This window comes from Streptomyces sp. ML-6, assembly GCF_030116705.1.
Taxonomy (GTDB): Bacteria; Actinomycetota; Actinomycetes; order Streptomycetales; family Streptomycetaceae; genus Streptomyces.
Map to the genome: position 1 here is coordinate 7,136,232 of NZ_JAOTIK010000001.1, position 24,634 is coordinate 7,160,865.

20 protein-coding genes and 4 pseudogenes are annotated in these 24,634 nt (G+C 71.2%); 6 read left to right on the forward strand and 18 right to left on the reverse strand.

The genetic code is table 11. From position 1 onward, the window contains the following. Positions 1-87 precede the first annotated feature (87 nt). Positions 88-641 (reverse strand): annotated as a pseudogene (locus OCT49_RS31305) (transposase); the annotation flags it as partial. 40 nt (positions 642-681) lie between these two features. Next, entirely contained in the window at positions 682-2,289 is a 1,608-nt protein-coding gene (locus OCT49_RS31310; protein WP_502963492.1) for an IS4 family transposase, read from the reverse strand. Positions 2,290-2,846: 557 nt separating this feature from the next. On the opposite strand from OCT49_RS31310, the gene OCT49_RS31315 reads away from it, so the two are divergent. Continuing rightward, positions 2,847-4,604 carry a serine/threonine-protein kinase gene (locus OCT49_RS31315; protein WP_283855157.1) on the forward strand — a complete coding sequence of 586 codons (1,758 nt, stop codon included), beginning with the start codon at positions 2,847-2,849 and terminating at the stop codon, positions 4,602-4,604. A 248-nt stretch (positions 4,605-4,852) separates the two neighbouring features. After that, complete coding sequence (locus tag OCT49_RS31320) at positions 4,853-5,734, forward strand: IS5 family transposase (RefSeq protein WP_283855158.1); 882 nt, start codon at positions 4,853-4,855, stop codon at positions 5,732-5,734. A 109-nt stretch (positions 5,735-5,843) separates the two neighbouring features. Here the strand turns inward: OCT49_RS31320 and OCT49_RS40190 are convergent, their stop codons facing one another. The 3 genes from OCT49_RS40190 to OCT49_RS31335 form a co-directional block, all read right to left on the reverse strand. Then, on the reverse strand, positions 5,844-6,002 hold the full coding sequence (locus OCT49_RS40190) for a hypothetical protein (protein ID WP_502963434.1): 159 nt from the start codon (positions 6,000-6,002) through the stop codon (positions 5,844-5,846). Between the two features lie 270 nt (positions 6,003-6,272). After that, positions 6,273-7,646 carry an IS1380 family transposase gene (locus OCT49_RS31330; RefSeq protein WP_283855159.1) on the reverse strand — a complete coding sequence of 458 codons (1,374 nt, stop codon included), beginning with the start codon at positions 7,644-7,646 and terminating at the stop codon, positions 6,273-6,275. A 120-nt stretch (positions 7,647-7,766) separates the two neighbouring features. Further along, a complete protein-coding gene (locus tag OCT49_RS31335; RefSeq protein ID WP_283849855.1) occupies positions 7,767-8,012 on the reverse strand; it encodes a hypothetical protein in 246 nt (81 codons plus the stop codon). Positions 8,013-8,293: 281 nt separating this feature from the next. Between OCT49_RS31335 and OCT49_RS31340 the strand changes: the two are divergent. After that, a pseudogene (locus tag OCT49_RS31340) lies at positions 8,294-8,458 on the forward strand (transposase); the annotation flags it as partial. 181 nt (positions 8,459-8,639) lie between these two features. On the opposite strand, the gene OCT49_RS31345 reads toward OCT49_RS31340, so the two are convergent. Beyond that, positions 8,640-10,493, reverse strand: a complete 1,854-nt coding sequence (locus OCT49_RS31345) for a hypothetical protein (RefSeq protein ID WP_283855160.1) — start codon at positions 10,491-10,493, stop codon at positions 8,640-8,642. Between the two features lie 189 nt (positions 10,494-10,682). On the opposite strand from OCT49_RS31345, the gene OCT49_RS31350 reads away from it, so the two are divergent. Then, positions 10,683-11,696: a LuxR family transcriptional regulator gene (locus OCT49_RS31350; RefSeq protein ID WP_283855161.1), complete on the forward strand. Its 1,014-nt coding sequence runs from the start codon at positions 10,683-10,685 to the stop codon at positions 11,694-11,696. 61 nt (positions 11,697-11,757) lie between these two features. On the opposite strand, the gene OCT49_RS31355 is transcribed toward OCT49_RS31350, so the two are convergent. From OCT49_RS31355 to OCT49_RS31415, 12 genes and pseudogenes are all read right to left on the reverse strand, one after another. Next, positions 11,758-13,227 (reverse strand): phytoene desaturase family protein, encoded by a 1,470-nt coding sequence (locus OCT49_RS31355; protein ID WP_283855162.1) that lies wholly within the window; start codon positions 13,225-13,227, stop codon positions 11,758-11,760. Further along, positions 13,224-15,125: an ABC transporter ATP-binding protein gene (locus OCT49_RS31360; protein WP_283855163.1), complete on the reverse strand. Its 1,902-nt coding sequence runs from the start codon at positions 15,123-15,125 to the stop codon at positions 13,224-13,226. Before OCT49_RS31360 ends, OCT49_RS31355 begins: the two co-directional genes overlap by 4 nt. Next, positions 15,122-15,934, reverse strand: a complete 813-nt coding sequence (locus OCT49_RS31365) for a class I SAM-dependent methyltransferase (RefSeq protein ID WP_283855164.1) — start codon at positions 15,932-15,934, stop codon at positions 15,122-15,124. The genes OCT49_RS31360 and OCT49_RS31365 overlap by 4 nt, the downstream gene beginning before the upstream one ends. After that, positions 15,931-16,539 carry a hypothetical protein gene (locus OCT49_RS31370; RefSeq protein WP_283855165.1) on the reverse strand — a complete coding sequence of 203 codons (609 nt, stop codon included), beginning with the start codon at positions 16,537-16,539 and terminating at the stop codon, positions 15,931-15,933. Before OCT49_RS31370 ends, OCT49_RS31365 begins: the two co-directional genes overlap by 4 nt. Then, positions 16,536-18,386 carry an alpha/beta fold hydrolase gene (locus OCT49_RS31375; RefSeq protein WP_502963493.1) on the reverse strand — a complete coding sequence of 617 codons (1,851 nt, stop codon included), beginning with the start codon at positions 18,384-18,386 and terminating at the stop codon, positions 16,536-16,538. Before OCT49_RS31375 ends, OCT49_RS31370 begins: the two co-directional genes overlap by 4 nt. Before the next feature lie 569 nt (positions 18,387-18,955). Beyond that, positions 18,956-19,156 (reverse strand): hypothetical protein, encoded by a 201-nt coding sequence (locus tag OCT49_RS31380; RefSeq protein ID WP_283855167.1) that lies wholly within the window; start codon positions 19,154-19,156, stop codon positions 18,956-18,958. A 57-nt stretch (positions 19,157-19,213) separates the two neighbouring features. Beyond that, positions 19,214-19,408, reverse strand: coding sequence for a hypothetical protein (locus OCT49_RS31385; RefSeq protein ID WP_283855168.1), 195 nt, complete (start codon positions 19,406-19,408; stop codon positions 19,214-19,216). A gap of 73 nt (positions 19,409-19,481) precedes the next feature. Next, on the reverse strand, positions 19,482-19,655 hold the full coding sequence (locus OCT49_RS31390) for a hypothetical protein (RefSeq protein WP_187439020.1): 174 nt from the start codon (positions 19,653-19,655) through the stop codon (positions 19,482-19,484). Between the two features lie 291 nt (positions 19,656-19,946). Further along, positions 19,947-20,150, reverse strand: coding sequence for a hypothetical protein (locus OCT49_RS31395; protein ID WP_283855169.1), 204 nt, complete (start codon positions 20,148-20,150; stop codon positions 19,947-19,949). 241 nt (positions 20,151-20,391) lie between these two features. Next, a pseudogene (locus tag OCT49_RS40195) lies at positions 20,392-21,460 on the reverse strand (IS630 family transposase). A gap of 75 nt (positions 21,461-21,535) precedes the next feature. Further along, a pseudogene (locus tag OCT49_RS40200) lies at positions 21,536-21,694 on the reverse strand (TetR/AcrR family transcriptional regulator); the annotation flags it as partial. Positions 21,695-21,749: 55 nt separating this feature from the next. After that, positions 21,750-22,412, reverse strand: coding sequence for a FadR/GntR family transcriptional regulator (locus tag OCT49_RS31415; protein WP_283855172.1), 663 nt, complete (start codon positions 22,410-22,412; stop codon positions 21,750-21,752). A gap of 196 nt (positions 22,413-22,608) precedes the next feature. Between OCT49_RS31415 and OCT49_RS31420 the strand changes: the two genes are divergently transcribed. Both OCT49_RS31420 and OCT49_RS31425 read left to right on the forward strand, forming a co-directional pair. Beyond that, the gene (locus OCT49_RS31420; protein ID WP_283855173.1) at positions 22,609-23,844 is read left to right on the forward strand and encodes an MFS transporter; all 1,236 of its coding nucleotides are present in this window, start codon (positions 22,609-22,611) and stop codon (positions 23,842-23,844) included. After that, positions 23,837-24,631 carry an ABC transporter ATP-binding protein gene (locus OCT49_RS31425; protein ID WP_283855174.1) on the forward strand — a complete coding sequence of 265 codons (795 nt, stop codon included), beginning with the start codon at positions 23,837-23,839 and terminating at the stop codon, positions 24,629-24,631. The genes OCT49_RS31420 and OCT49_RS31425 overlap by 8 nt, the downstream gene beginning before the upstream one ends. Positions 24,632-24,634: the final 3 nt, after the last annotated feature.

A 24,634-nucleotide genomic window follows, 5' to 3' on the forward strand; every position in this document is an offset into this window, starting at 1 on the left:
TGGAGCGGTGCCACGTACGAATGTCCCAGCGGTGTGCCCTCGTGGTGGCCGGCCTTCCTCCCCGCTCCCGGGTTCTGAGCTTGTTCTTTATGGTCTGACCCGGTCGCGTTCGGCGATGGTCTCGGACCGCCTGACCGTTTTGCCCACGTCGTAGCGGGTGGCGGGACGACGGTTCTTCGAGCCAAGAGGCCTGCCGGGGCCGGGCCGGTTGGGTTTGGGTGCACGGGCCGGGCGGGGCAGGTTCGGGCGGGGGTTCCTGAACCCCCGGCGGACCCGGGCGGGGGTGAGCCGGCCTGGCTCGGCCGGCTTCTCCCAGGGGCGGCGGAGGTCAGCGGCACCGGGACGGGCTTGCGCATCACGCGGTCCGTGCGCATCCGCCCCAGCACCTCCACCGGCAGTCCTTCCAACAGGTAGGCCATGCGCGGGGCGTCGTAGCCGGCATCGAAGACGACCAGGATGTCGCGGTCACCCGCCCGCCAACGGCCCATGCCGATGAGGTCCTCGACCACCTGGCGGACCTGGGCAGCGGTGACCTCGGCGACATCGTCGGTCGGCCCCAGCCGCAGCGCGTCCAGGATCTGGCACCACGAGGTCCGGCCCGACTCCAACGCAGCGACGAACGAGTAGGGCCAGCCGGGCACGGGCCCTCCCCCAAGGCCGGGTAGTTAACGTTTTCGCAGGTCACGCAAGGGGTGTTGGGGTCCATGCAGTGGCGGCGTAGAGGCCGGGGCCAAGTTTGTGGATGAGGCCGGTCTCGGCCCATCTGGAGAGCTGCCGATACATGGTCTCCATGGTGATGTCGCCGAAGTGGGAAGCGATGTCACGGGGGCGCCAGAGGCGGGTGGGGTTTTCCTCGAGCAGGCCCAGGATCCGGTGACGTCGGCGCTCGGCGAGGGCTGTGTGCCGGTCGTCGCGGGAGATGGCGGGGAGTTGAGGGTGCGGTTCGCGAGGTTCGAGGACGCTGATGTCGAGACCGGTGATCGTGCGGCTGGTGTCGGGCCTGCCGTCGTCATGGCGGGTGCTGTAACGGGACATCGGTGACTTGACCTTGCGGGTGCTGACGCGCTGCCGTCGGGGCGGCAGGAGACGGGCCAGGATCCGGTGCCCGATCAGCCCGACGCGGCCGACATCGGCGGGGTCGGTGATGACGGCGGCGGCCTGGACGACCTGGTCGCGGGCGGTCTGGAGCGCGATGGTGAAGCAGCAGCGGTCCGGATCGGTGCCGGGCAGCGACTCGGCGGCCTCGACCATCATGGTGCGCAGGGCCTGGTAGAGGGTGAGAAGGGCCCACATCTCCTGTTCGACGCCGGCCGGGTCGCCCGAGCGCAGGACGCGCCCGTTCGTGATCGTGTGGCGGAGCGCGTAGTACGCAGATTCGTGTTCCCACCGCTGGTGGTAGAGGCCCACCAGCGCGGCCGCCGGGTATCGGCGGGCGTCGGTCAGAGTGGTGACCAGCCTGTAGGAGCCGGTGAAAACGGTGCCGTCCGCGCAGGTCACCGTGATGTTCGCGTCGATCACACGTACCTTCACGGCGGCGATCACCGACAGGTATGAGCCGTCGGCGAGACGTGTCAGGACGGGGGTACGCCGGTTGCTGCGGAGTCGGCCCAGGAACTGGGCGCGGGTCGCGGTGACGGAAGCGAGGAAGTCGTTGCCGTCGAAGCCCTTGTCCCACAGGACGAGCATGTCCGGCCGCAGCAGATGCAGCAGGCGCGAGGCATAGCTGGTCTCGCCCTCGGCGGTGGGTCCGAACACTGCGCCGATCAGGGCCCGTGTCCCGGTCTCGACCAGCGTCATCAACTCCAGTGTGGGATAGCCGTGATGGGAGGTTCGCCCCAGCCAGGCCCTGTTTCGCCCGGAGTCGGGGACCTTCTGCGAACTGCAGCCGTCGAATGACACAGTCCGGTACGGCCCGAACCGCACACCGGGTGTCGTCGGCCGTGCCAGAGGCCCCGCGAGAACCTCGAATAACGCCCGCACCGGCGCACTGCCCAGTCGTCGGCGCAGATCACGCAGGGCCTTCGGCGTGGGGGAGGCCACCGGCACTTCGGCCAGCCCGGCCGTCAGCTTGTCCCAGACCAGCCGGTAGCCGACTTCAGGGAACAGACACATCGCGAGCAGGAAGTAGATCCCGACCCGCGAAGGAAGATCGCGCAGTCGTCTCTGCACCGAGCGGGTCTCCGCCAGGACCGCGTCGATGAGCTCGAACGGCACGACGGGCGTCAACTCGCCCAGACGCCCGGGCGCGAACCGGCCCGCGGCCACTGTGACCGTACGGGTGATGGCCATCACCGAGGCCGGCAGGACATGATGAAACGGCAACGGAGCTCCTCGAGTACAAGCTGTCTTGGACGACTGCCTGTACCAACGAGCTCCGTTGCTCTTGCGTCGGAAATCTTTCAACTGGCGCGCATGACCTGCGAAAACGTTAACTACCCGGCCTTGGGGCAAGGCCCGTCCAACATCTCGAGGACCTGCTCGCCGGTGTTCCGACGCTGAGCGTGCAGTTCAGCTTCGGCGACGCCTTCATCCACCACCCGGTCGAGGTCAACCCGCTCAACCCGCCGCGCTGGATCATGCCCGCCGATCTGGCCAGCTTGCTCTGGGCGAGCAACGAGTTCCCCTTCACAGCATCCTGGCGCCCCAACCCCACCGCATTTACGGCCGCGCCGCCCATCTTCGCCGCCGCGGAACCGACCCCTCCCGCGCGTTCACAGCCAGCTGCTGGCCGCGAGTCTGGTACGGGTCGGATGGCACTTCACCCGTTGAGGTGAGTCCGGCTGAAACAGCTGGCGACGCCTGCATGATGGACTCGACACACTTCCATCGACGATTGTGAGGCGCGTATGAAGGAGAACGTCAAGCTGGACCAGGGAGAGTGGGAGCTGGGAGACCCACTCGGCGCTGGCGCCTTCGGCACCGTCTACGCCGCAAAGTCCGCGGATGGGGAACCTGCCGCCGTGAAACTGATTCCCAGGAAACCCGGGTTCGATAGGGAGCAGCACTTCGCCAACCTGACCGATGTACGCAACATCGTTCCGATCATCGCTAGTGGCGAGCACGGGAACCAACATGTGCTCGTCATGCCGATGGCGGAGCGGTCGCTCCAGCAGTACCTCACGACCGCCAGAACACCGCTGCTGGAAGAGGCTCTCCAGATCCTCATAGATGTGGCCGAGACTCTGACTGACCTCACCCCGAAGGAAGTGGTGCATCGGGACCTGAAGCCGGCGAACATCCTGCTCCTCAATGGACGCTGGTGTCTGGGCGACTTCGGAATCGCCCGCGACCTCACAGCAGCCACTGCCACCTCTACCTTCAGGGGCGTCGGGAGCCAGGCATACCAAGCGCCCGAGACCTGGGACTACGAACCACCCACGTCTGCTACGGACATCTACTCGTACGGCGTGATGGCCTACGAGCTGTTGGAGGGAGCGTGTCCGTACGAGGGTCCTGCCCGGCACAACTACGCGGAGCAGCATCGACGGGGCGAATTTCCTCCATTGACCAAGGCACCCACGATTCTTGCCGGATTGGTTTCGGAGTGCCTCCTCACAGCAGCGCAGGACCGGCCGACGGCCTCCGAGGTTCTTTCACGACTCAATCGCGCTGCCCATGGTCTCGTCGGAGGGTCCACCTCCAGGCAGGTCCCCGGTGTAGTTGCCGACTCGGGGCAGACGCACGTCGCCAGGCCAGCGGCCGCCCCGCTTGATCACAAGCAGCACCCCGGGGACGCGGCCAAGGCCGCCAGGTTCCTACGACTCCTGCCTCTCGACGGATTCTGGCTCCGCTGGCTTTCCGACGCGCAGACGATGTTCAAGGTGCCGCTCACCGTCAGCGACCCGGTGTGTGACGCCCAGCCCCTCTTGAAGAAGGACCGCCCCGACTACGTCGCCCTCGACCTCCGGGATCGTCACCGCGTGCTCGTCGAGACCCTCGATGCCCTCGCCGACGAGCTGAACGGCATGACGGATATCTCTGACGAGGGGCCGGACGTCCTGGAGATCAACTATCCCGGCACCAGCGCCGACCGCAACGAACTCAACCGCACCGCATGCCGGGCCCGAGACCAGTTCATCGCCGCGTACGACAACATGGTCAACCTGCTCAATACCAAGGGACTGCTCCCCTCCCCGCCCACGGACACCCTCGACATCTCTGTCGAGCTTCTTGGTGGACGGTGGTCCAATGGAGGGGTGATCACCGGACCATTCCCTCTGGTCGCCGCCTTGCCGAGCACAGACCCCACGGCCCCGTTCTACTTCGCCGTGCAGGCAGCCAGCCACAATAACCAAGGCCCCCAGATCGCCGCCGTCGGTGTCGAGCTGATCCAGCCCAACGGCGCCGCCGCGACCTACTTGTTCCCCGCACGCGGTCCGCAGAGGCAATCCCAGTTGCCCTTCCAGCTTACGGCCCACGGCGTAGGGCACGCCTTGGCGAACGCGGCAGAAATCGCAACTTCCATCCGGATCCTTGGCAGTGCAGGTGTCACAGCACGCCCCTTCGCCAAGACCGGAAGCGGCCAGGTGTTCCACGGAGCCGGGCGCCCTGTTGCCGACTTGAGCTCCTTCCTCGACGCGGCGCTGCCGCCTACGGCCTCCTGACTCACACGAGGGCATCGGTCAGGAGCACTGAGCGCCTCCGTCCGCACCACTCGGAGCGCACCGAGGCCTTGGGAACCGCGTCTCGGTTCCCAAGGCCTTCAAGGAGGGTGCTCGTGGATCAGTTGGCGTCGTCGCGTCGGTGCCGTCCTGCGCTGAAGACGGGCTCACCGCCGTCCGCTGTCTTGCGGCGCCTAGGTCGTGTCCGATGGGTCGCGTGACGCTCCCGCTGGGCACTCGTTCCGTGGGACATGGGGCGGGGAGATCTTTCGGATGAAGAGTGGGCTCGGCTGGAGCCGCACTTGCCGGTGAATCGCGGGCGGGGTGGACGCTGGCAATCCCACCGCCGTGTGATCAACGGGATTCTGTTCCGGCAGCGGACCGGCCTCCCCTGGCGGGACCTTCCTCCCTGCTTCGGTAGCTGGAAGACGGTCCACGATCGTCATCGCAGGTGGTCGGCGGACGGCACGTGGGAGAGGATCCTGCGGGCCGTCCAGGCCGACGCCGATGCCGAGGGCCGGATCGATTGGAGCATGGTCAGCGTCGATTCCACGACCTGCCGCGCTCATCAGCACGCGGCCGGCGCCTCCACTCGTGCCCCGAAGATTCCGGGTCGGCGCAGAAACCCGGCGCGTCACCGTCCCGATGAGGCCCTGGGACGCTCGCGAGGCGGGCTCACGAGCAAGATCCACCTTGCTGGGGAAGGTGGGTGTCGCCCGCTCGGGTTTGTCATCACGCCCGGTCAGTGGGGGGACGCACCGCAGATGATTCCCGTCCTGGAAGAGATCCGTGTGCCCCGGCAGGCTGGTGGACGACCGCGCACTCGGCCCGACCATGTCGGGGGAGACAAGGCGTACTCATCACGCCGTAATCGGCGTCACCTGCGCAGACGCCAGATCAAGCACACGATCCCCGAGCCGAGAGACCAGCGGGCTAACCGCCGGCGCCGCGGCAGCCAAGGAGGCCGGCCCACGGGCTTCGACAAGACGATCTACCGCCGACGCAACGAGGTCGAGCGGACCATCAACCGGCTCAAGAACTTCCGCGCCGTCGCCACGCGTTTCGACAAACGGGCGTACATCTTCCACGGGACGGTCACCGTGGCCGCGATCCGCCTATGGCTCCGTCCGTAGTGAAACGCCCCGTTGAGAGGTCCTTGGCACCTGGGTAGTGGTGGCGCAGTTCGCTGAGCACGCGCTCGTCGACAGCCCTGATGTCCCAAGATGAGCTGTCGAACTCGGTCTACCAGGGTGAGCGGGGGTCGCGGCGTGCTTCTGGGGTCTGCTCGGGCAGAGCCGTGTTTTGGTCGGTGCGCAGCAGCATGCCCGGGTCGGGTTCGAAGTCCTCATTGGGCGGTGCCGGCTGGTGGAAACGCTCGGTGCGCGGAATGGTGACTTCCACCAGCCGGCCCTCCTGGAACATCCATAGCCCGAGGCAGTCGTCGTCCTGGTCGCGAAGCAGAACCTGAACCGTGTGCGGATGTGGCCACGGCAGCGACTCCAGGTGCCTAACCTCGAAGTTTCGTGACGGTCCGTCGGTTTGCCGGGCGGGCCGTTTCGACTGTTCGGGCTGGTGGCGGGCAGGCTGACGGCCCGGCTCTCGCGTCGGGTGGGCGCCGGGTTCCACGGCTCCGGCGGGGGCTGTCTCGTCGGGGTAGGACATCGTTGCTGGTCAGCCGGGGACCGGAAGTGCTTGCAGTCGCTCGAATGCGGTGGTGATCACCTGGGTCCAGGGCCAGTGGCGGGCCAGGCGGAGCCAGAGGCGGCGGCCGGTGGTGACGAGCTGGGCGGCGGTGGAGAACAGCCGCAGGCGCAGGCGCTTGGGCTCCCAGCGTCGCGCCTCGCCGGTGAGGGCGAGCATCGGCATCCAGGCCAGCAGGTTCAGGGCTAGTTGCACGATTTCCAGCCAGACGCGGTTCTGGGAGGCGTCGTGCAGGGGCAGGTTCCGCAGCCCGGTGTAGCGGGCAGCTCGGATGCGGTCCTCGGCGCGTGCGCGTTGGCGGTGCCGCAGCTCCAGGGCCGCGATCGGGGCACCGGTGGCGTTGGTGGCGAAGCAGGTGATCCGCATGCCGTCGGCGTCGGTGATGCGCAACTGGGCGCCGGGGTGCGGCCGTTCCTTTCGGACGATCAGCCGCATGCCCTTCGGCCAGCCCTTGAGGACATCGCCGGCGAGTTCGGCGACCCACGCGCCGTCGCGTGTGTTGCCGTCGGGTTCGGTCGCGGGCGTCCAGGCGGACGCGGGGACGAGCAGGACGGCCTGATGGATGGCATCGGTGATGACCATCCCGACCGAGTAGGACAGCCGCCGTCCCCGCTGCGTGAGCCAGTTCAGGAAGTCGTGGGTGCCACCGGCGGAGTCGGTGCGGATCAGGGTCTGCCGTCCACGCCGGTACTTCTTCGGAAGCTGGGCCAGCGCCTGCTGGGCGACGGCGATGTGGTCGCTCGCGGTGTTGCTGCCCGCGTTGCCCGGTCGCAGCAGGCCCGCGACCGGTTCGGAGCCACCTGGGCCGTGGTCGACAAACGCGAACAGCGGGTGGTGGCCGAAGGTCTTCTTCCACGTGGCGGCGGCGTCCTGCTTCTCTGAGTGGGCCTGGACCAGCACGCCGTCGATGTCCACGACCACCTCATCGGCCGCATTCGGCGCCGCGTCACCGGCCAAGCTCCAGACTCGCTCGCGGACTTCGGCACGGGCCTGCCGCACGGCGGCCAGGGCCCGGGGGCCGGCCGCGGCAAGCGTGTCGACCAGACGGGAGACGGTGGGATCGGAGGCGACCAGGCCGAACAAGTCGGGCTCGGCCCGCAGCATGGCCACGTCGGACAAACAGTCCCCGCCCAGCGCGACCGCCAGCGCGAGGTCCAGCAGGACCTTCCCGGGATCGTGCACCGCCCGCGGCCTGCGCCACGGCTCCAGCGCCGTCGACAATGCTGTGTCCAGGCCAATCCGGCGGACGGTCTCCACCAGCAGCACCCCACCGGCCTGCGAGACAGCACCAGCCCCACCGCCCCGGACACGGACGCGCGGATAGAACCCACTACGCTTCTTCACCTGGAGAGTGCTTCTTCCCTGCGGCGACTGGACCCTAGACAAGCCCTATCGTCCCAGGTCAGAGGCACTCTCCGTTTGATTGATCAAGACCCGGACAAGCTCACTCGCGGGGAGCCCGGGTCAGCCCTTCTCCCGCCCTGGCAGGGCCGCGCCATCCAGGAACGCGTGATAGGTCTCAACGGCATCCGGCTCGACTTCCGGGTTGGACGGGCCATAGCGGGTGTCGGAGCGGTCCCGCTTCGGTCCGGAGACCCAGAACTCCTCATTGGTCTGCGTGTCGTAGAAGTTCGCGTCGAACATCCCGCCTGCCCGGCGCAATGTCCTTCCCTGAAAATACGCAGTGCTCCAAGTCTTCGAGAAGTCCACCCACCCGATCCACGAGGGTCCACGGTCGGTGTCATAACCAGACTTCAACTGCACGAACATGAGGCGTCGAGGCATGTACCCAGCGTCCCGCACAGCCCGCACCCGCGACCAGCGCTTTTACAGCGGACAGACGGGCACGCCCGCCCGCGCTTCTTCACCTGGAGAGTGCTTCCTTCCTGGCAGCCGACAGGACTCAGACAAGCCCCATTGTTGCAGGTCAGAGCCGCTACCCATCCGCTCGATCAAGCCCCAGAGAGGCTGGTTCGTGAAAGCCCGAGGCTAACGGCCTGCTCCGCCAGTACTTTCCCAAGGGCACCGACCTGTCCGGATATACCCAGGCCGACCTGGATACCGTCGCGCTCAAGCTGAACACCCGCCCCCGGCAGACCCTCGGGTTCGAAACTCCCGCTGATAGGCTCGCGGCAGCTGTTGCATCAACCGGTTGACTCCGCCGCCGCAGCCTTCAAGATGTCGTTCGCCCGCTTCAGCTCGGCGATCTCCTTCTTTATCGCCTTGAACGGTGCCGCAGCTCCTGGCCCCCGGCAGGGCCGAGCCGGGCGAGGTCTACCGCTGAGGCACCCGGCCCCGCCGCCCTCCCACCACCCGCTGCCGTCCTCCCGGCGCCCCTCATCGGACGCTCCGTTCCGCCGCGAGTTTGCCGCCCACCAGGTCCAGGCCGTGCCGGAGCCGTCGGAAGTAGGTGGCCCGGCTGATGTGGAGCTGCTGGGCGAGCCACTGATGGGTCCGCGGCCGTCCGAGGTAGTAGTGCTGGAGAATCCACCCGGCCTCGGCCTCCTCCCGCACCTCGCTGTCCGCCAGCCGCCGCACCGCCTCCCACAGGTCCGCGCGCAGCTCCGCCACCGTCCGGGGGCGCGGCGAGGAGAGCAGCGGGCTCTCGGCCAGCCGGGCCGGGTCGGCGATGTTGGCGAGGGCGCGGGCCACCTCCTGGCCAGTCGGACGCGGGCCGCCGCGCGTCCCCGAGGCGCGGGCGAGCCGCTCCGTCCAGTCGGGCAGCGCGGCGGAGCCGAAGTCCTGGCTGAAGATCTCGGGCTTGCGCCCGCAGCGGTAGACGTCGTCGGTGGTGGTGCCGTGATGCTGGAAGCGCAGCCCGCGCAGCAGTCGCTGGTAGTCCGGGTTCGGGGTGGACACCGTCAGCAGCAGGCCGCCCACGATGACCTGGCGCAGCAGGCCGCGCAGCAGGTGCGCGTGGGCGCCCCGGTCGGGGCAGTAGGCCGCGCCGAGCAGCCATCCCCCGGTGCCGTGCGGGCGGCCGAGCAGCCGGTTCGTGTGCTGCTGGAGCAGCGGTTCCACACAGTTCATGGTGCGTTCGGTGACTTGCTGGGTGTTCGTCAGGCCGATGATCCGGTCTCCGCCGTCCCGGATCAACTGGAAGCTGGCGGGGTCGTCCACGAGCCAGCGTTCCACCAGGCGGTCGGTCCAGCGCACGTCCAGCCCGCCCTGCCGGGCCCACTGGCGCATCAGGGTGCCGATGGCGTCGGCGTCGTCCGGGGCAGCGGTGTGGATCACGTCCCGGGTCACGCTGCTGGGGAACAGGGTCTCGCGGACGGCCTCGTCGTCGACCAGGGCCATGATCCCCTCGGTGAGATGACTGCGGCGGTCGGCGGCGGGTTCGTCGGCCAGCAGCTTCTTGCGGTGGGCCAGCGCGCGGGCCCACGCGCCGCGGTGGGCGGCGGGCCGACGCCAGCGATGGGCCAGTTCGATCACCCCGCGGAAGGGCTCGGCGAGGGCCAACCCGAGTTCGGTGGGGACGACCGGGCTGAGCCCGGCCAGGGTGTCGAACAGGTCCGGGTCGGCGTCGAGCAGTTCCTCGTCCGCCGACCACACCGTGGCCAGCCGGACCAGGGCGTGCTGCCACGGCCCGGCGGGCCGCTCCCGGGAGAGCCGCTCCACGATCTCCCGGGCGGCGCCGTCGGCCACCGCCCCGGCCGCGGTCGGCGGCGCACCCGCGTGGACGGCCCGGCAGGCCGCGTCGGCGATCAGCGGGTTGCCCGCGGCGAGCCGGACGATCAGTTCCCGGGACCGCGCGTCGGTCACCCGCGCCTCCGCCGCCAGACGCCCGATCCACGCGTCCGGCCACGGGCCGGTCTCCAGGACCGCGACCCCCGTGCCGGCCCATCCCGGCCGGGTCAGCAGGGAGCGCCTGCTGACCACGAGGACGGGCCGGCCGCTTCCCGGCGGGCGCAGCCGCAGCGGCTCCAGTGCGGCCAGCGCGTGGTCGTCGTCGGCGCTGTCCACGACCAGCGGACCCGGGGTGTTCTCGGCGAGCGCGGCCGGCAGCCGCTCCAGGGCGCCGGGCCGGTCGAGGTCAAGGAGGGAGACGGGCCCGAGTCCGGCGGCTAACCGGGACTTCCCGCTGCCGAGCGGGCCGGTGAGATTGGCCAGATCACGGCTTGCCACCACCTCCCGCAGGGAGTTCGGCGTGGCTCGTACCGGCGGTGCGGCTGCGGGTGCCTCGGCCATCGGACCTCCAGGATCACTTCGGTGCACGGCCTCCTGTCATAGCGATCGGAGTCCGATCATTCAAGTGGTCACACATCCGGAACTTCCCTGGTACCAGCGGGGCGTGAGACTTCGCTGAGACCTCGCGCCCCGTCTCCCCGGGCAGACTTGTGCTCCGTCGTCCCGCCGGACATGTTCAAGGGGAGGGCCATGGGGACCCACACGATGTCGCCACTCGGTCTGAGCAGCACCGAGGAAGCGGTGTACCGGTTTTTCCTGCGGAATCCGGGCGCCGCCGTCCGTGACGCGCGCACCGCCGCGCCGATGGACGGGGAGGGCGTGGACCGGGCCGCGGCGCGGCTGCGCGACCGGGGGCTGCTGCACGGGAGCGAGGCGCGGACCTGGGCCACGGACCCGGGGGTCGTGGTGGCGCGGCTGACGGAGGAGCAGTTGGACGCCGCCTACCGGACGCTGCGCCGCCTCGCCGACCCGCGGCCGATCCTGCGCTCCCTGTGGCGGGACGCGCCCGCCCCCTCCTTCGCGGGCGGCGGGGGCGTCCACGCGGGGTCCGCGATCGCCCTGGATCGCCTGGATGACCTGGGGCAGGCCCTCGCCCGGATCGACCGGGCGGCCTTCCACGCCGACGCCGAGATCCTGGCGGCGGTGCCCAACCGGGCCCTGGTCCCGTTGAGCACGGCCCACACGATCTCACTCGGCCTGCGCTGCCTGCGGCGCGGCGTCCGGGTGCGGACCCTGGTGGGGAGCGAGGCCCCGACGTCCCGGACCGGCACGGAGCACCTCCGGCGACTGCGCTCCCACGGCGCGGAGGTCAGGGTCGCGGAGGGGCTCTCGGAACTGGTGCTGGTCTACGACCGGCGCACCGCGCTGGTCCCCGTCGACGCGCACGACATCGACCGGGGCGTGCTGTGCATCGAGGAGAGCGGCCCGGTGAGCAGTCTCGTCACCCTCTTCGAGAGGTTGTGGACGGCGGGGACGGACCTCGCCGACCCTCCCGCGTCGAAGCCGGGCACCGAAAGCCTCACCGGGACCCAGCGCACGGTGCTGCTCCTCATGTGCACCACCACCAAGGACGAGACGGGCGCCCGGGCGGCGGGCATGTCGCTGCGCACCTACCGGCGCCATGTCTCCGATCTGCTGGCCTTGCTGGGCGCGTGCAGCAGGGCCCAGGCGGCGCTGCTGGCCCGCGAACGCGGCTGGGTGTGACCCCGGGCCCGCGGCCCGCGCACCGGGGCCGGGGCGGCACCGGCCGGGCCGGGCCGGGTTGTCATGCGGCCGGGGTTCCCGCGCCGACCGGGCCGAGCACGGGCAGCGGCCGGCCGAACTCGCGGCGCAGCGCCGACCGGGCCGCGAGCAGGCCGCACATGCCGTGCACCCCGGGTCCGGGCGGGGTGGCCGCCGAGCAGAGGTAGACGCCGGGCAGCGGGGTCCGGTAGGGGTCCCACCGGGGGACGGGCCGGAACACGGTCTGCCGCAGGCCGATCGCCCCGGTCGCGATGTCGCCGCCCACGTAGTTGGGGTTGTAGGCGGCGTAGTCCCGTCCGGACAGCCCGCGTTGGGCGACGATGGAGTCGGTGAAGCCCGGCGCGTACCGCTCGATGACCGCGCGGATCACGGGCAGCGGGTCGCGCGCGCTGCCGTGCGGCAGATGGGCGTACGCCCACACCGGGCGGCGCCCGGCCACCTCGCGCCCCGGGTCGGTCACGGCCGGGTCGACGACCAGGACGAACGGTGAATCCCCCTCCTTGCCGCGGGCGTTGGCGGTCTCCTGGCGGAAGACCTCGGCCGCAGTGCCGCCCAGGTGCACGGTGCCCGCGCGACCGGTCTCCGGGGCCGACCAGGGGATCGGTCCGGAGACCAGGAAGTCCGCCTTGCCCGCGGCCGGGCCGTACCGGTACCGGGACAGCCACCGGGCGTAGCCGGGCGGCAGGGCGCCCCCGGCGAGGTCGGGCAGCGCGGTCGGCGCGATGTCCAGCAGGACGGCCCGCGCCCCCGCCAGTTCCCGCAGGTCGGTGATCTCCCGCCCGGTATGCAGTTCCCCTCCGTGCGCCCGGATGTCGTCGGCCATGGCCTCGGCGATGCGGGGGCTGCCGCCGCGCGGCAGCGGCCAGCCGGGGCCATGGGCCAACTGGGCCAGCAGCAGCCCGACCCCGGCGCCGGGCAGCGAGGGCAGCGGGCCGACGACGTGTGCGGCGGCCCCGGCGAGCAGCGCGGGGGCCGCCTCGCCGCGGAAAGTACGGGGGCCGAGCCGGGTCCCGTGGAGCAGGACCCGGCTCAGTACGGCGGGCGCGGCGCGCAGCCCGCGCGGGCTCCGCAGATCGGACAGCAGCAGGTCGACCATGGCGTCGCTGTGTGTCAGCAGCGGTTCCATCAGCCGCCGCCAGCGCGGCCCGTCCGGGCCGAGGCCCGCGCAGGTGGCGTCCAGGTCGTGGTGGGCGAGGGCCACCCGGTCGCCGTCCAGGGGGTGGGCGTAGCTGACTTCGGGCCGCAGCATCCGCACGCCCCGTCCGGCGAGGCCGAACTCCCGGAAGAACGGCGAGGCCACCGCCATGGGGTGGACGGCCGCGCAGATGTCGTGCACCACCTCGGAGTCGAAGAGCGCGGCGCCGCGCAGTCCCCCGCCGATCGTGTCGGCGGCCTCGTACACGGCCACCCGCAGTCCGGCGCGGGCCAGGGTGACCGCGGCGGCCAGCCCGTTCGGCCCGCTGCCCACGACCGCCGCGTCCACCGTGCTCACCGGACGGCTCCCGCGCCCGGCAGGGCGGCCGGGACCGGCTCGGGCACCGGACCGGAGCCCGGCACCGTGCCCTGGGCCCCGTCCGGTACGGGGTCCGGCGCCGGGTGTCCGCCGAGGGGGCCGTCGGCGAACTGGGTGGCGGCCAGCCGCCGGTAGAGGGCGTCGTTGCCGAGGAGTTCGGTGTGCGTGCCCACCGCGCGCACCCGGCCCTCGTCCAGGACCACGATCCGGTCGGCCTCGGCCACCGTGGAGATCCGGTGGGCGATGGCGACGACGGCGCACCGCCCGGCGATGCCGCGCAGGCTGTCGCGCAGCGCCGCCTCGGCGTCGGAGTCCAGGTGCGCGGTGGCCTCGTCGAGCAGCATCACGTCGGGCTTCTGGAGCAACGCCCGTGCCACGCAGAGCCGTTGCCGCTGTCCGCCGGAGAGTCCGGTGCCCTGGTCGCCGAGGAGGGTGTCGAGGCCGTCCGGCAGCTCCGCCACCACCTCGGTGAGACCGGCGAGTTCGACGGCCTCGGCGATCTCCGCCTCGGTGGCGTCGGGCGCGGCGTACACGATGTTCTCGCGGAGGGTTCCGCGCATCGCGGCGTTGTCCTGCTGGACGTAGCCGACCCGGCCGCGGATCTCGGCGGACGGGAGGTGGGCGATGTCCCTGCCGTCGAGGAGGATCGCGCCGCCCCGGGGCCGGTAGAACCGTTCGATGAGCTGGAAGACGGTGGTCTTGCCCGCGCCGGAGGCGCCCACCACGGCGGTGAGCCCGTGGGCGGGGACGGTGAACGACACGCCTTCCAGCACCGGCCGGTCGCCGTAGCCGAAGGAGACGTCGCGGAACTCCACTGCGGGGTGGCCGCCCTGCGGGGCCGGACGGGCGACCGGGTCGCCGGCGGGGGCGTTGGTCCGGCCGTCGGCCGGGTCCGCGGTGCCGGCCGGGTGCTCGTCCTCCTGCGGCAGGGTGTCGAGTTCGTCCACGCGCTGGACGGCCGCCCGGCCCTGGAGGTAGGTGCCGATCGAGAGGAAGACCAGGACCAGCGGCGACACCAGGTAGAACAGGTACATCGTGAACGCCGAGAAGTCGGCCAGGCTGATGGAGCCGGTGACGACACGGGCCATGCCGATGCCCATCACGGCGGCGAGCGACGCCTGGAGACCGACATTCAGCGCGGGCGTGAACAGGGCGTTCAGCACGGTGACCCGGTTGCCGGAGGCGCGGGCGCGGTCGGCGGACTCCGCCAGGCGGCGCTGCTCACGGCCCTCGGCGTTGGCGGCCTTCACCGTCGTCAGGGCGGCGAGCACGCGCTGCAGGTCGGCGCCGAAGTCGCCGATGTCCTCCCGGTTGGACAGGGCGGCCCGGCGCAGCGCGCGGGCCAGCCATACCGACCCGGCCCCGGCGATACCGAGGCATCCGCCGGCGACCAGCAGCAGCCAGATATCGGTGAACGCCATCATCACCACGGCGCCGACCACGATCAGCCCGTTGAGGACGATCTGGGCGAGGCTCTGGGTGAGCGCGATCTTCATCAGGGAGGTGTCGGCGACCAGCCGGGTGTGCAGGTCGCCCTGGCGCCGGGTGTCGAGGTGCGTGCAGTCGGCCCGGAGCACCTTGCCCGAGAGCAGGACCCGGGCGTCGCGGACGATGTTCTCCCCCGCCCTGCCGATGAGACAGCCCTGGGCGGCGGAGAGCACGGCGTCCAGCAGGAACAGCACGACCAGCGCCACGACGATCCCGACCACCGGGCGGTGGTCCCCGGCGGTCCTGATCAGGTCGGCCAGCAGCACCGGCTGCGCCAGGGTGCACACCACGCCCAGCAGTCCGAGGGCGGTGCCACCGAGCAGCAGCCGCCACTGCCCGCGCGTCAGGTTCCGCACGGCGCCGCCGGACGCCGCCACGGTGGCCGTCATGACCGTTCCTCACCGGAGGCGGGGCGGCGGTAGCGGCTGATGTGGACGCCGCTCCCCTCGGGCAGGAACGGGCCACCCGCCCAGTCGCCCTGCCGGGACACCAGGACGAGACCGGCGTCGGCGGCGTAGGAGTCGACGTCCTCGGCGGTGGTGAGCCGGGTGATCTCGGTGCCGATGCTCACCCGGCCGCCCTCGTGCACCAGGTGCGAGGCGTGCCAGAGCCCGCCGGGGATCAGGGTGGAGTAGGTCTGCACGCCGGTGCCCGGTTCGGCGTAGGGAATGAAGAAGGAGGTGCGGGCGTGCCCCTCGTGCAGGGCGGTCACGAAGCCGGGGTTGTGGGTCTCCACGACGAGGGTGCCGCCGGGTGCCAGGTGCCGGGCCGCGCGCGCGACGGCCGTCCGCTGCTCCGTCGGGTCGCAGATCAGTGAGAGGGTGGCGCAGACGCAGTAGACCAGCCCGTACCGGGAGTCGTCGGCGTAGGTGCGGATGTCGCCGTGCACCGGGGTGACCGGGGCGCCGGTGGCGTCGATGGTTTCGCACAGCCGCTGGAGCATCTCCGGCGAGGAGTCCACACCGACGACCTCGCCGGAGAGCCGGGCAAGCGGGACGGCGACGCGTCCGGTGCCCACGCCGAGTTCGAGGGTGCCTCCGCCGGGGTGCCAGGAGGCGAGGACCTCGGCGGTGCGTTCGGCGGAGCCGTCGTGGGGCAGCAGGCGGTCGTAGAAGTCGGCGAACACCCTTCCGTAGCCGATGTCCTGGACCTCGGGGGCGGTGGCCGCGGAGGCCCAGGAGGGGGCGGCGGTGCTCATACGGTCTCGCTTTCTCGCGCCGGTGCCGCGGTCTCGCGCATCGGTGTGTAGGGGGAGAGGAAGAGGATCTCGGGCTCCTCGGTCTCGTCGTAGCCCGAGTTCTGGACCAGGGCGAACTGGAAGCCCTTGACGTCCGGCGTGCCGGACCGCTCGATCTCCTCGCGGAAGAATTTGCGCAGGATACGGAAGGAGGGCAGGGTCACGGCCACCTCGAACCCGCGGTCGAGGACGCGCAGGATCTCGCTGCCCAGGTCGTACACCGCCTTTTCGCTGCGCCGTTCGGGGAACCAGACGAACTGGCGGGCGCGGCGACCCTGGATGACCTCCAGCGCGGACCAGTCGGAGGTCTCGCCCGCCTCGTCGAGGGTGCGGTAGTAGAACTGGAAGTCGTGCTGGGCCGGAGTCGGGGCGAAGAAGCGCCAGTTGGGGAAGATGCTGGAGAGCGGGTCGAGCCGCTGGAGCCGGCCGAAGGACGGGTGCGGGTGCTGGCAGCAGACGGCGCCGAGGAAGGTGAGGCCGGCCACGAGGCGGACCTTGCCGTCCGTGCCGTCGAAGGCGCGGGTCAGCAGTGAGCCCGTGGCGCGCGGGAGACGGGGGTCGCTCATCGGTTCTCCTCCTCGGACGCGGCGGTCCGGTCGGACGGCTCCGTCCCGGCCAGGGGTCCGGGCCCGGACCCCGGTTTCTGCCCGGCGGTGTCGGCCAGGAAGGCCAGCAGGTGGCGGAGCGTCTCGGCGGCGTACTGGGGGTCCGTGAGGATGCCGTCGTGGTCGGCGCCCTCGATGACGACGTTTCGGACGGTCCGGTCCCCGCTGTGGGCGTCGGCGAGGTCCTTGTGCATCAGCAGGTGCTCGGGGTCGCGGTCCACGGTCCGCTGGGCGGAGAGCACCAGGGCGTGGGTGTCCAGGGCGTCGAGTGGCCCGGTGAAGGAGGGGAAGTCCTGCTCGACGGCCTTCCACTCACGCACCGCGGCGGTCCACACTCGGGAGTCCGCGAATTCCATCCTGACCTTGTCCCGCACCTGTTCGGGCAGGTTGGCGACCGGCTCGGGCGTCCGCATCAGCGCCCCGAACCCCAGCCGCAGGCTGATGGCCATGGTGCGCAGGCCCTCCCCGATCCGCGGCGCGGTCGCGCCCTGCTGCGCCGACCGGGTGAGCTGGCCGGGGTGCGAACTGTCCACGTAGACGACGGAGTTCACCCGGGAGCCCAGCCTGACCGCCGCGCGGCGGGAGATCTCGCCGCCCAGGGAATGGCCCATCAGCACCACCTGGCGCCCCTCGGGGACCGCCGCGTCGATCAGGTCGACCAGGTCGTCGACCGACTCCTCCAGCGTGTACTCTCCGTCCGCGCGGCGCCGGCTGGGGCCGTAGCCGGCCCTGCTGTACATCAGCCACTGCCGATCCCCGCCGCCGAGGGCGCGGACGATCCAGGCGAAGTACGCGGGGCAGGCGCCCAGTCCGTGGACGAAGACCACCACCGGGTTCGTACTCCGGCCGTCGAGGGTGCTCTGCACGCTCAGTTCGTTGCCGTGCCGGGTGGTGACGACGGAGCCGCCGTGCGGGGTGTCGGTGACGCGCAGCCGCCGGGCCACCGCGACCGTCCCCAGCACGGCCGCGCCGCCCGCCGCCAGCAGGGCCACCGTGGCCGGCATGGTGTCGTCGCGGCCCGCCACCGCGGGGTGGCTGCGCGGCGTGCTGGTGTAGGCGACCATCGGGTGCATCGCGGCGAAGGCCGGGAGGAACCTGCCGAGGCCCATGACGTAGCCGTTGGCCATGTGGAAGAGGACGGCGCCGCTCAGCACCGGGCGGGTCAGCCGGCCGCCCTTCAGGTAGAGCACCGGGAACAGGCACTCCAGGCCCAGCACACCGTAGACGACGGCGCGGGCCGAGCGCGGGTAGCGCCGGGTCAGCTTCCAGACCCCCTCGTGCCCGTACGTCCTGGTCCGCATCACCCCCGCCAGCGCGGCCCCCGACCGCCAGTCGGGACCGAGCAGCTTGACCCAGCCGGAGATCAGGTAGGACAGGTTCCCCTGGAGCGCGACGTACCAGATCAGGGCGTCCTGGGTGCGGGACGAGGGGGCGAGTCTGGCCAGCCCGGTCACGGTCTGCACCATGGTGGACGCCTGGTCGGAGCCGTCGGTGCCGTAGCGCTCGGCCGGGTAGAGCAACGCCCCGCTGACGCCGAGGTAGAGGGTTGCGGCCCCGCGCCACCGGCCGTTGCCGGGCAGCATGAGGGCCGCGCTCGCGGCCACCCGTCCGGCGTGCAGCGCCCGGTTGGTCCGCTCGTCGGAGGCCAGGTCCAGCAGCTTGCGGAAGGGCCTGCCGTAACGGGCGTACGCGTCGCGGGAGATGGCCCATTCGTTCAGCCGGCTCGACCGGTGCTCCCGGCGGCGCGCGAGGTGCTCGACGCTGGACAGCAGGGACGTCGCCGCCGCCAGCCGCTCGGAGGCGCCCATGGCTTGCTCGCGGGAGAGAGGGAGGGGGCCTTGCAGGGCGGACAGGACCGCGCGCAGCGTCGGCCGCTGCCTGCGGGGACCACTCGGTCGGGTGGGGCGTGAGGGCATGGACGGGCCTTCCGTGCTGGGGACGAACGAGGTTGGGCCGCCGGTGGGAGGCGGGGGGCGTCGGGGTGACGGGGCGGAGGGTGGCGGGCGGCTCCCGGACCGGTACGGGGTCCCACGGGCCGGGCAGGGGGCTGTCCGGGGTCGTACCGGATTCGTGCGGGACGGGTTCCTGCCGGGCCGGGCTCGTGCCGTGCGGGGTCCGTCCGTGCCGGGGCCGGGCCGTGAGTCCGGGCGTGGTGGTGGCATGGGTGGGCGACCGCCCTGGAGGCGCTCGTCCCCACGTCACCCACACACCGTCGCTTCCGGCCGGCCCCGGCACGGTGGCCGCGGCTCCCCGTGCCGGGGCCGGGGGCGACGGGCCTACCGTTCGGCGCCCGTGCCGCCGGGGCGGTCCACCGCCCCCTGGGACGCCGCCGCGTTCACGGGGCGTCCCCACCGGGGACGGGGACGGCGTAATGGGTTCACATGGGGAGCTCGATGTCGCTGCCGGTGTAGTTGTAACCGGCGACGAAGGCGTTCACCAGGGCGACGCCGATGGCCACGCCGGCCACGACCCCGGGGGTCGCGGCGACCGGCGCAAAGGTCGACAGCGCCCGGCCGGGGTCGGACTCGGACAGACCGCCGGCACCGCGCAGGGCGGCCGGTGTCGGAGACGTGCTCACAGGGTTCTCCTCACTGGAGTGATGGAACGAAATGGTCTGGTGTCGGGGGAAACGCGACTACATCGGGAGTTCGATGTCGCTCCCGGCCGTGCGGCCAACCGCGTAACCGGCGAGGAACGCGACTCCCACGCCGGCCACGATGGCCACCGGGGTCGCGGCGACCGGCGCGAGGGCCGGCAGCGTCACGCCGGGGTCGGACTCGGTCAGGGCACCGGTCGAGGTCAGGACGGCCGGAGCCGAGGATCTGCTCATGAAACTCTCCTACTGGTGAGGTGTCGGGTACTGATGAGGTGCCGGGCCACCCGCAGCGGGCGGCCCGTCGGGCCTACTGCGGGAGCTGTGTGGTGCTTCCGGTGAGGCAGACCGAGATGTCGACGCAGGCCGTCATGGTGAACGTGACGGAGGCGACCGGAACGGTGTCGAGCGGCGCCCGGCCGGGGTCGGACTCGGACAGGGCACCGGTCTCGGACAGAACGGCCGGTATCGAAGCGGTGCTCAAGGACTTCTCCTTGCTGGTGGGCGGCCGGTGGGGTGACGTCATGGGCGGGCGGCGCCGACGGGACGGACCCACAGGTCGGGGCGCCGAGTGCCGTCGGCCGCGTACCCGGCCGACGGACGGCCTTCGCGTCGTGGAGCCGTCATGGGTACGGCAACCGACGCGGGCGGCCCCTGACGGGACACGGCTCCGACGGGAGGGGGTCGGGACGGGCCGCCCCGGTGGGAGCGGCGGGTGTCCGGGCCACGCGCCGGGCGTCTTCCCCGGCCGATACGGGGGGCGGGGTGCCGCCGCCTACATCGGGAGCTCGATGTCGCTACCGCCGGCCAGCGCGCGGGTGGCTACGCCGGCCGCGAAGGCGACCACCACGGCACTCGCGGTGGCCACGACGGCCGGGGTCGCGGCGACCGGGGACGCGCCCCCGAACACCCGGCCACCGGCGCTCTCGTCGAGCGGGCCGATGCCCCTGGTCCAACCGGGCTGTCTGAATTCGGGCATGTTTCTCCTTCATGGGCGGGCCGCCACCGGGGTGCCCTCATCCAGGCGCGCGCAAGCGCACCCGGGGCCCGGCACCCCGCGTGAACAGACGTTCTGTGATGCGCTCCACACGATGCCGAGAGCCCGGCGGAAAGGGAAGACCACTCCGCTGGCATGAGGATGCGGACTCCGAAGCAACATCCTGCGGGTTCGGGCACGGGGGTATGAGGCGCGTACCGTTTCCGTTACTGACTTCGGCGTATCAGGGTCTGTCCGGTCCATCGGGAGCGAGGTCTGTCCCGGCGAGGAGTCCGCCGAGGACGCCGTGCCGGTACTGCAGCGCTTTGAGCCGCCTGCGGAGCAGAGTCTCCAGCTCGTCGGGGGTGGGGGCGGCCAGGTTGGTCAGGCTTCGCTTGGTGTGCGCCCCAGGCCCTCGACCGGGTGGAGGGCGGGCGCGTAACCGGGCCGCAGGACCACCGTCAGCCGGCCCCGCCCGGCAACGAGTGCCTTCATCGTCTTGGAGAGGTGGGTGTTCAGCCGGTTCCGCACCACGATCAGTGGGGCCTTGAGCAGTTGGTGGGCGCCGTCCACCAGGCGTATGCAGTCCGCCTCGCCCGGCGAGCGCCGCTCGCCCCTGCGGCCGGTATGCCGACGCAGCCGGTAGCACGGACGGGCGGGCAGGCCCGGCCGGAAGCACAGCAGACCGGCCACCGAGAGACGCCCCCGGGGCCGGACACCTTGACCCTCGGGGTGATGCCGCGCCGGCCCCGGGTACGGCCCTCGGGCGGCCGACCGGTCACGCCCGCTCCGTCCTCGAAGCAGACGAACGCGCCGGTCGCCGCCCGGAGGGTTCCACCTCCTGCCAGGCCGCCTCCCGCCATGCGGTGATCGCGTCCTCGTCGCGTTCGGCGGCGGGCCGGGCGGGCATCTGCACGCCGCAGCCCATGCGGTGCAGCAGCCGAGTGACCCCGGAAACACTGCAGGAGAGGCGGAACTTCCGCCCGATCGGCGTGCCTACCCGCGCGGCGGTCCACACCCGGCCGTCCGCCCCACCGTGCGCGGCCGGCCCCTCATCAAGCCCCGTCGCGAGCTCGGCCTGCAGGTGCGGGCCGAGCCCACAGCCGCAGGGGCCTTTGGAACGCAGCGCCGCGCGCCCACCCGTCCTCCAGGCGCGGCGCCACTGGCAGACCGACTTCCCCACTCACCCGTAACTCCCGGGCTGCACACGGGATTTCCACGTCCTCATCAAAGAGGGCAATGGCCCGCATCCGTACCCCTTCCCGGCGCCTGCGCCGCTCGGCGGACAGCCTCCCCCCGTCCGGATACCGCATGCCCCCGGCGTATGAGATCGCGGCCTGCCGTTCGCGGACCACCTCCATGCAGCGCCCGAGGGCTCGCTCGAACAGTGCGTCCTTCGACTCGAACGCGTTGTAGAGGCTGCTGCACCGCACGCCTGCCGCCTCGCACGGCTGCTCGGTGGAAGTCCCGTCGAAATCGTGCGCCCGGAACTCGCCGGCGGCGGCATCCAAGACCGCGGTCTCGTCGAATGCGCGTGGTCGTCCCATGACGACCACGCCACATCATTCCGGAACGGAGAATGCAAAATGATTGCTGGTGCCCTCACTCCGTCTTGAGGGTGAGCAAGTGCTCACGCGCGAGGGCGGCGGCTTTCTGGCTGTCCCGAGCAGCGATCGCCTCCAGAACGCTCATGTGCGCGTGCTGGTCGGCGTCGCTTCCGAACTCGCCGCGCAGGCGCAGCATGTCGATCATCGCTTGGCGGCTGCGCGGAGTGAAGCTGTCGAAGAGGTCGACGAGGATCGGGTTGTGCGCCGCTGCGACGATCGCTCGGTGGAACGCGATGTCCGCATCGACGTGCGCGTCGACGTCGGTGCGCTGTGCGTCGCGCTCGTGGCCGGCCCGCTTCATCGCGCGCAGCTCGGCGGCTGTGCGCCGCTCGGCGGCGAGAGCCGCTGCTTCGACCTCGATCGCGATGCGGGCTTCGATCACGGAATTGATGTCCGCCCGTCGCAGTGCTTCGCTCCAGTCTTCGACGACGTCGAGCGAGGCCACGAAGACGCCGGCCCCCTGGCGGGTCGCCAGCACGCCCTGGCCCGCGAGGCGGCGGATGGCTTCGCGCACGGTCGATCGGCCCACGCCGAGCTGGGGGCCGAGCGTGTTTTCCCCCGGGATCTTCGAGCCGAGCGGCCATTCGCCCGCGCGGATCCGCTCGAGGAGCAGGTCCGCCGCCTGCTCTGCGAGCGGCGTGCGCGTCACCTGTGCCATGGGATCTCCACTTCGCTACTTGTCTGAGAAGTTGTGTAGAGTCTAGCCCATGCCCCAACGACTTCTCCTTCGTCGCCGCGCCAGGAACTGACCCGACCGATCGACCGGCCGACCTGTGCGCGGAGTGACTTTGAGCCCTGCCGGTCCCCTCGTCCGATGCGCGCCATGTCCGCGCGCTCCGAATCGAAAGAAGCGCATGAGCACGTCCTCTCCTCGCACTCGCCACAGACTGGGCCTGTGGGCACTGACCGCCACTCACGCCGCGAACGACTTCTACACCGGCGCGGTCGCCGCGCTGCTGCCGTTCTTCGTGCTCCACGCGGAGTACTCCTACGCCGCAGTTGCAGGGATCACCCTCGCCGCGACCGCCCTGTCGAGCGTTGCTCAGCCGGTGTTCGGCTACCTCGGCGACCGCTACGGAATGAGATGGATGAGCCTCGCCGGACTCCTCGCCGCCGGCGCCGGCATCGCCCTGAGCGGGATCGTCGCCGATTCGTACGCGGCCGTCTGGATCGTGGTGGCGATCTCCGGGATCGGCGTCGCCGCATACCATCCGGCGGCGACGATGGAGGCGCGCGAGCTCGGCGGCGGCACGAGTGGATCGATGAGCCTGTTCTCCGTGGGTGGGAACGTCGGCGTGGCGCTCGCCCCGTCGGCCGTGATCCTCGTCGTAGGCGCATTCGGCCTCTCGGGGTCCGGCTTCCTCATCATTCCCGCCGTGGTGCTCGGACTGGTGTACGCGCTGGTCTCCTGGCGGCACCTGTTCTCGCGGACAACGCCCGCCGAGCAAACTCCTGCGACGTCGAGGGCCTCCATTCCCGATGACTGGCGGGCCTTCCTGTGGCTCACCGCGGTGCTGGCCACCTGGTCGATCGCCTACGTCGGCACCTCGACCTTCATCGCGCTGTACTCGATCGAGCGGTTCGAGGTGAGCACGGGCTTCGCGTCGATCGCACTCTCGCTGTTCCCCGCCGCCGGCGCAGTGGGAACCCTCGCCGGCGGCTGGCTGGCCGATCGCTTCGGGCGGCTGCGCATCATCCGCACCGGCTACCTGCTGGCCGCCGTCTCGGCCATCGCGATCGTGCTCGCCCCATCACCGCTCGTGGTCATCATCGCGACTGCCGTCCTGGGCACAAGCCTGTTCCTGCCCTTTGCCGCGCAGATCACCCTGTCGCACTCCTACCTGCCGAACAGGATCGGCATGGCCAGCGGCGTCACCCTCGGACTGACGCTCTCGCTCGGGGGACTGGTCAGCCCATTGCTGGGATCCGTCGCGGACAAGGCCGGCGTCCAGACGGTCTTCATGATCGTCGCCGCCCTGCTCGTGGCCGGATTCGCGCTCTCGTTCGTCCTCAAAGAGCGTCGGAGCAGCTCCGAGACGAGCGCCGAGCCTCAGGACCCGGCGATCGAACTGGAGAACGCCAATGGCTGATCGGGAGATCCTCCGCCTCGAAGCCGTCGACTTCGTCAGGGAGTCCCGGCAGATCCTCACCGGCATCGACCTGACCGTTCGGGCCGGGGACCGCTGGGCGATGATCGGTCCGAACGGCGCGGGCAAGAGCACGATCCTGAGCATGTGCGGCGCGATCGAGCACCCGAGCCGCGGCAGCGTGCACGTGCTCGGCCGCACGCTCGGACGGGTCGACATCCGAGAGCTGCGCGAGTCCATCGGGCACGTCAATCCGAGGCACCCGCTGAGGTCATCACTCACGGTCCGCCAAGTGGTCCTCACGGGAGCCACCGGCACGACAGAGCTCATGCCGAGATGGGCACCCGACCAAGAAACCGGGAACCGGGCCGACGAGCTGATCGGGATGCTCGGCCTCGCGGACCTCGAAAAGGCGACCTGGCCGACGATGTCCCAGGGTGAACGAGGCCGCGCCCTCATCGCACGCGCACTGCTCACCGACCCGCCCCTGCTGCTGCTCGACGAGCCATCCACCGGGCTCGACGTCGCGGCGCGCGAGCAGTTCCTCACCACGATCGACGAGCTGCACCAGGCACGACCGGACCTCGCCACCGTGCTGGTGACGCACCACCTCGAAGAGCTGCCCACCACGACCACTCACGCGATGCTGGTCAAGGACGGCCGGGTGCACGCGTCGGGACCGGCCCCCGAGGTGCTGACGACCCGGCTGGTGAGCGAGTGCTTCGATCATCCGATCGAAATCGAGCACCGCGCCGGCCGCTGGCAGGCACGAGCGCTGGTGGCAGGCTGAGGA

Bases quoted from the DNA above. Each gene is read 5' to 3' on its own strand.
- OCT49_RS31310 (WP_502963492.1), bottom strand. From the start codon at position 2,289: ATGGCCATCACCCGTACGGTCACAGTGGCCGCGGGCCGGTTCGCGCCC.
- OCT49_RS31315 (WP_283855157.1), top strand. From the start codon at position 2,847: ATGAAGGAGAACGTCAAGCTGGACCAGGGAGAGTGGGAGCTGGGAGAC.
- OCT49_RS31320 (WP_283855158.1), top strand. From the start codon at position 4,853: ATGGGGCGGGGAGATCTTTCGGATGAAGAGTGGGCTCGGCTGGAGCCG.
- OCT49_RS31345 (WP_283855160.1), bottom strand. From the start codon at position 10,493: ATGGCCGAGGCACCCGCAGCCGCACCGCCGGTACGAGCCACGCCGAAC.
- OCT49_RS31350 (WP_283855161.1), top strand. From the start codon at position 10,683: ATGGGGACCCACACGATGTCGCCACTCGGTCTGAGCAGCACCGAGGAA.
- OCT49_RS31360 (WP_283855163.1), bottom strand. From the start codon at position 15,125: ATGACGGCCACCGTGGCGGCGTCCGGCGGCGCCGTGCGGAACCTGACG.
- OCT49_RS31365 (WP_283855164.1), bottom strand. From the start codon at position 15,934: ATGAGCACCGCCGCCCCCTCCTGGGCCTCCGCGGCCACCGCCCCCGAG.
- OCT49_RS31370 (WP_283855165.1), bottom strand. From the start codon at position 16,539: ATGAGCGACCCCCGTCTCCCGCGCGCCACGGGCTCACTGCTGACCCGC.
- OCT49_RS31375 (WP_502963493.1), bottom strand. From the start codon at position 18,386: ATGGGCGCCTCCGAGCGGCTGGCGGCGGCGACGTCCCTGCTGTCCAGC.
- OCT49_RS31385 (WP_283855168.1), bottom strand. From the start codon at position 19,408: ATGAGCAGATCCTCGGCTCCGGCCGTCCTGACCTCGACCGGTGCCCTG.
- OCT49_RS31395 (WP_283855169.1), bottom strand. From the start codon at position 20,150: ATGCCCGAATTCAGACAGCCCGGTTGGACCAGGGGCATCGGCCCGCTC.
- OCT49_RS31415 (WP_283855172.1), bottom strand. From the start codon at position 22,412: ATGGCACAGGTGACGCGCACGCCGCTCGCAGAGCAGGCGGCGGACCTG.
- OCT49_RS31420 (WP_283855173.1), top strand. From the start codon at position 22,609: ATGAGCACGTCCTCTCCTCGCACTCGCCACAGACTGGGCCTGTGGGCA.
- OCT49_RS31425 (WP_283855174.1), top strand. From the start codon at position 23,837: ATGGCTGATCGGGAGATCCTCCGCCTCGAAGCCGTCGACTTCGTCAGG.